The 4,765-nt window shown below is 69.4% G+C and carries 4 protein-coding genes; all 4 read right to left on the reverse strand.

The genetic code is table 11. The features are described 5' to 3' along the window. Positions 1–78: 78 nt before the first annotated feature. The 4 genes from ACFVS9_RS14550 to ACFVS9_RS14565 all read right to left on the reverse strand — a co-directional run bounded on the left by ACFVS9_RS14550 (position 79) and on the right by ACFVS9_RS14565 (position 4,710). Positions 79–1,779, reverse strand: a complete 1,701-nt coding sequence (locus tag ACFVS9_RS14550) for a CotH kinase family protein (protein WP_389932198.1) — start codon at positions 1,777–1,779, stop codon at positions 79–81. Then, on the reverse strand, positions 1,779–2,456 hold the full coding sequence (locus ACFVS9_RS14555; RefSeq protein WP_383116528.1) for a DUF4956 domain-containing protein: 678 nt from the start codon (positions 2,454–2,456) through the stop codon (positions 1,779–1,781). Before ACFVS9_RS14555 ends, ACFVS9_RS14550 begins: the two co-directional genes overlap by 1 nt. Continuing rightward, positions 2,453–3,298, reverse strand: coding sequence for a polyphosphate polymerase domain-containing protein (locus ACFVS9_RS14560; RefSeq protein WP_389932375.1), 846 nt, complete (start codon positions 3,296–3,298; stop codon positions 2,453–2,455). Before ACFVS9_RS14560 ends, ACFVS9_RS14555 begins: the two co-directional genes overlap by 4 nt. 950 nt (positions 3,299–4,248) lie before the next feature. Next, a complete protein-coding gene (locus tag ACFVS9_RS14565) occupies positions 4,249–4,710 on the reverse strand; it encodes a GNAT family N-acetyltransferase (protein ID WP_383117984.1) in 462 nt (153 codons plus the stop codon). Positions 4,711–4,765 lie beyond the last annotated feature (55 nt).

A 4,765-nucleotide genomic window follows, 5' to 3' on the forward strand; every position in this document is an offset into this window, starting at 1 on the left:
AGGCGGGAAACCTGTACACGAGATCACATACGTGACTGTTCCGGCATCCCGGGCACAGTGGCCCGGGATGCCGGGGTCTCAGCCGGTCACTTCGCTGTCCTTGGCCAGAGCAGTCGACCGGTCCGTGACGGTCTTGGTGAGCTCGGTCACCGCTGTGTCCAGTTCCTTGGAACCGGCTCCCGCCGAGCGGGCCTGTTCCGCGATGGACTTCAGCGCCTCCGTGGCCGAGCCCGAGCCGTAGAACTTCCGGTACAGCTCCTGGTACGCCTTCTTGTAGACGTCGTCGAAGGCTTCGGACTCGAGGAACCTGGTTTTCAGGACGTGCTGCATGAAGCCTCCCTTCGCGTCCCCGCCCGGCATTCCCTCCGGCATCCCTTCAGGCATTCCCTCGGGCAGTCCTTCCGGCATTCCCTCGGGCATTCCGTCCGGCATTCCGCCGGGCTGGTCCTGAGGTGTTCCGGAGGGGGCTGCCCCACCCGCGGGCGGCTGCTGCTTCCCGTCGGCGGTGCCCTCACCGGCCTTGTTCCCGGCACCGGCGCCGCCTCCGGGCATGCCGCCCATGCCGACCGAGTCGTCCGGCCCCGCGGTCGCGTCACCGCTGAAGGTCAGGTTGTAGTCCCAGCCCAGGACGGAGAACTTCTTGGTGTCCAGGTCGTACCACAGCAGGTAGTTCTTGCCGGGGCCTGCCATGTCGTCGAAGTTCAGCAGCAGATTCTGTGAGGCGACGTAGGAGGCCAGCGATGCGACGTCGACGTAGGTGCCGAGGTCCCGGGCGAACTCCTTGTCCGAGGCGCTGTTCACCCACTTGATGAGCTTCATCACCGGTTCGAGGTCCCGGCTGCCCTTCTTGTTGAGCTGCTTGAAGGAACTCTCGTAGTCGCTGGGGTCGTCACCGCGGTACTCGAAACTGCCGCTCGCCTTCGCCTTGTACAGGACGCCGTTGCCGTCGGCGACGTCGTCCGCGTAGTCGGTGTCGGGTGCCTCGACCATCAGGCGGGCCACGGCGGGCCGGTTGTTGACCTTCAGTTCGGTGAAGCCGTACCGCTCGGCCTTCTGCCCGCTCTCCTTCGTCAGGGTCAGCGCCAGCGCCTCGTTGAGCGGGACCTGACCGTTGCTGCCGGGGCGCAGAGAGATCTCCCGCTCGCCCTGGTAGGCGCGGCCTTCGACGTACTCGTCGATCTTCACGAGCCAGGGCAGTTCCTCGGGCCTGCTCGCGGAGAGGTCGTACTGCACCATCCCGCCCATGCCGCCGGCTCCGCCGGGACCGCCGCCGGCCTTCTGGCCCTGGCCGCGGTCCCGGCCTCCGGCGGCGCCGTCCGGAGCGCCCTGGGGGGCACCGGGCAGGGCCCGGCCGCCACCGGGCATGCCCTTGCTGCCCCGCAGGGACGACAGGGTGGAGTTGCCCTTGAGCCGGATGCCGACGTCATCGAGGTGGGCGCCGTCGATGACGAGGTCCGCCTCGATGTAGTCCTTGTTCCCGTCCTCCTTGAACTCCTTCATCATCTTGTCGAAGTCGGTCTGCTTGTAGGTGAGCTGGATCGAGTGCGACACCGAGGTGTCGTACAGGTCCACGGCCCCGGCGACATCGTCCGTGATGGCGTCCGCCTCGACCCGGGAGGAGGACGTGACGTACGGGGAGATCCGCGCGTCGCCGAGGAAGTAGACCATTGCGGCGAGCCCGACGCCCAGCGTCGCGGTCGGCTTCCAGTAGTGGCGCAGCCGGACCGGGACGCGGTCCCGCAGCCGCCGCCTGCGCCGCGCGGTGGTCTCGCCGCCCATCACAGGTCCGTCGTGTCGTAACCGGTCAGCACCGTCACCCGCTGTCCGGAGGTGCGTTCCTGGAGGGCCGTGACGAGGTCCCCGGGTTCGGTGCCCTTCTTCATCCGCACCGTGTAGAAGACTTCGTTGAGCGCACCACCCCGGATCGTCTCCGTGCTGACCAGCTCGAACTCGGTGGTGTACTTGATCAGGACGTCACGGATGGCGGGCGTGTAGTCCTCGCCCGCGGGCACCTGGACCTTGACGACCTGGCGCTGGACGTTCAGGGCGAACCAGTTGAACTTGAACATGACCAGGATCACGGCGCAGATCACGACGGCGCCGACGGCGGCCAGCGTGTAGAAGCGGGCACCGCAGGCCATGCCGATGGCCATCGCCAGGAAGATGAAGCCGACGTCCCTCGTCTCCTTCACCGCGTTCCTGAACCGGACGACGGACAACGCGCCGACCAGGGAGAACGCCCGCGCCAGGTTCGAGCCGACCACCAGCATGATCAGGGCGACGATCATGCCGACGATGACCAGCGTCTGGACGTAGGACTGGCTGTAGGAGACGTTGCGGTGCGTGTACCGGTACGTGTACCCGATCACCGTGCTCAGGACGAACGAGAGCGCCATGGCGGCGACCACATCGGCGACGCTGAACGTCCCGCTGAGTTCCTGCAGATCGAAATTCACTGTGCTCCTACCTTCAACGACGCATCGTGCTGCGCCGGCCGCTGCTCCTGCGGCTGCTCTTCATCGGGGGTGGTGGGCGGCGGGCAGTCCGCCTCGTCGACGTGGAAGACCGAACGCGGGGCGAGCCCGAACGCCTCGATGGACTGCACGTACTTGCTGATCCGCACCAGGTTCAGATTCCGGCGGGCGGCCAGGTCCGTGATCCAGTACGGCGTGCGCTCGTTCACCTTGATCTCCATGACCGACATGTGCGGCGGAATGGTGAACCGGTTCTCCGGTGTCCGGGTACCGAAGTGGAAGTCGCGGTCCCGGCCGCGGATCCGGCGGTCGAAGGTGACCCGCAGGCCTGTGTCCGAGGCCCGTCCGACCAGGGCTTCGCGCTGGTACCCGGTGATCGCGGTGGGCTGTAGGTTCAGCCGCACGATCAGGTCGAGGACCTCCTGGATGAAGGCGCTCTCCTTCGCCGAGTGGTCCACCGTCTCCCGCGCGTCGCACAGGCGCCGTGCCACGCCGTACGGGAGGGTGATGCGGCGCTTCTGCGTGACCCGGTTCACCCGTTGCTTGATCTCCACGCACACCGGTGACGCGTCGGTGACGCCGTCGAGGTCGCCGTAGTGCCGGATCCGCAGCTTGCGCCGGAACTTCAGGCCTTCGATCTTCTCCCAGTAGAACCGCAGCTGAGGGGTGTCGTAGTACAGGCTCCACACGCCGTACCCGCCGACCGGACTGTTCAGGTCCCGGTCCATCCGCTCAGCCAGTTCGTCGCGGATGTCAGCGGCCTGCTCCACCGGGACCAGGTACTTCAGCTCGAACCGGTTGAAGGCGTGCAGCCGGCTGGCCACATGCAGCGGCTCCTCGCTCCCCGCGTCCCCACTGTCGTCTGCCTGGCCCTCGCGCGCCGCGGCTGCCTTCGTCAGGAACACCATGCGCCTCCTTGCTCGTACGTTGCGGACCGACCGGCCACGCACACGCAACCAACGGCGCATGAGGAGCCCATGAGAATCACGGGTTGATTTCAGGAGTCTTTCCGGTGGAGGGCAGGTGAACAGCGGGCGGCCGACGAAGGGGCCGCCCGCCGGACCCGGCGGGCGGGGACCGCGGGCAGCCCGCGAACCCGCAGGCAGGTGCGGTGCCGTCGCAAGGGGGAGCCGCGTCGGACGGGGGACGGAAGAGGGCTCGTCGGCGGTACGGCAGGCGTGACCGGTGGATACGACGACCGCTCCCGGCCCCTCGGCGGCACGCATCGGGCGAGCGGCCGGCGTGGAGCCCGCCGAGGCCGGCAGGGCGGAAGCCACGGGCGGGACGTCGAGGCGCGCGTGCGGCGCGAGGCGCGCAGGACACCGGAGTGGGTGGTGCGCACGGGGCACGGGCGCGCGCAGGACACCGGGCGGGTGGTGCCTACGGGGTGCGTGGCGCGTGCGGTGTGGTCAGAGGTGGGTGGTGCGCACAGGGCGGGCGGGGCGCGTGGGACACCCGGGCGGGTGGTGCCTACGGGGCGCGTGGCGCGTGGTCCGGGGCGGGCGTCGCGGCGGTGTGGGACGCCCGCGGGGCATGCCCACTGTCCGGGCGAGGCCGGGTTCTCTGCGCCCGGCCGTCGCCCGACGGCCGGGCGCCGGGACGCACCCGGGCGGCCGACGGTCGAGCCCGTCCCGGCCGCCGACCCCCGCAGGGCGTCGCGTCGATGAACATCCGCGTGCCTCGGCCGGGCGGACGACGCCCCATCAGCGACCCGCCCGGCCGCTCCGGGGCGACCGGGCGGGTCGCCCCCTGGGCCCGGGCCCAGGGGATGGGGTCAGCTGTTGTCCTCCAGCACCAGCAGGATGTGCTCCTTACCGTCGTACAGGACCGTCCCCGCGCGCCCGAAGCCGTGCTTCTCCAGCAGCCGCACCGAGCCGGTGTTCTCCCCGAAGGGGTCGGCGTACAGCGGCCGGTTGGTCTCCTTCTCCAGGAAGAGTCCCAGCGCCTGCGTACCGATGCCCCTCCCCCAGAACCGGCGCCCGAGCCAGTACCCGATGAAGCGGCGGTCCTCGTCCCACCACGCCACCAGGTTCCCCGCGAGCTCCCCGTCCACGGTGACCGCCTGGACGAGGGACGTGGGGTTCGCCAGGACCTTGGTCCTCCAGTGCGTCATGAAGGCCTCGTGTTCCCGGGGAGGGAAGTTGGACCGGCGCACGGCCTCCGGATCGTGCTCCTGTGCGAAGAACACCTCGAGGTCGGCCTCGCCGACCTCCCTCAGACTCACCTGTTCGCTCATGCCCACGGAGTCTGCCACCCGCCTCTGACAATCCCGGGTGGCCGACGCCGCGGCC

It is taken from the genome of Streptomyces sp. NPDC058008 (genome assembly GCF_042886395.1).
Classification (GTDB): domain Bacteria; phylum Actinomycetota; class Actinomycetes; order Streptomycetales; family Streptomycetaceae; genus Streptomyces.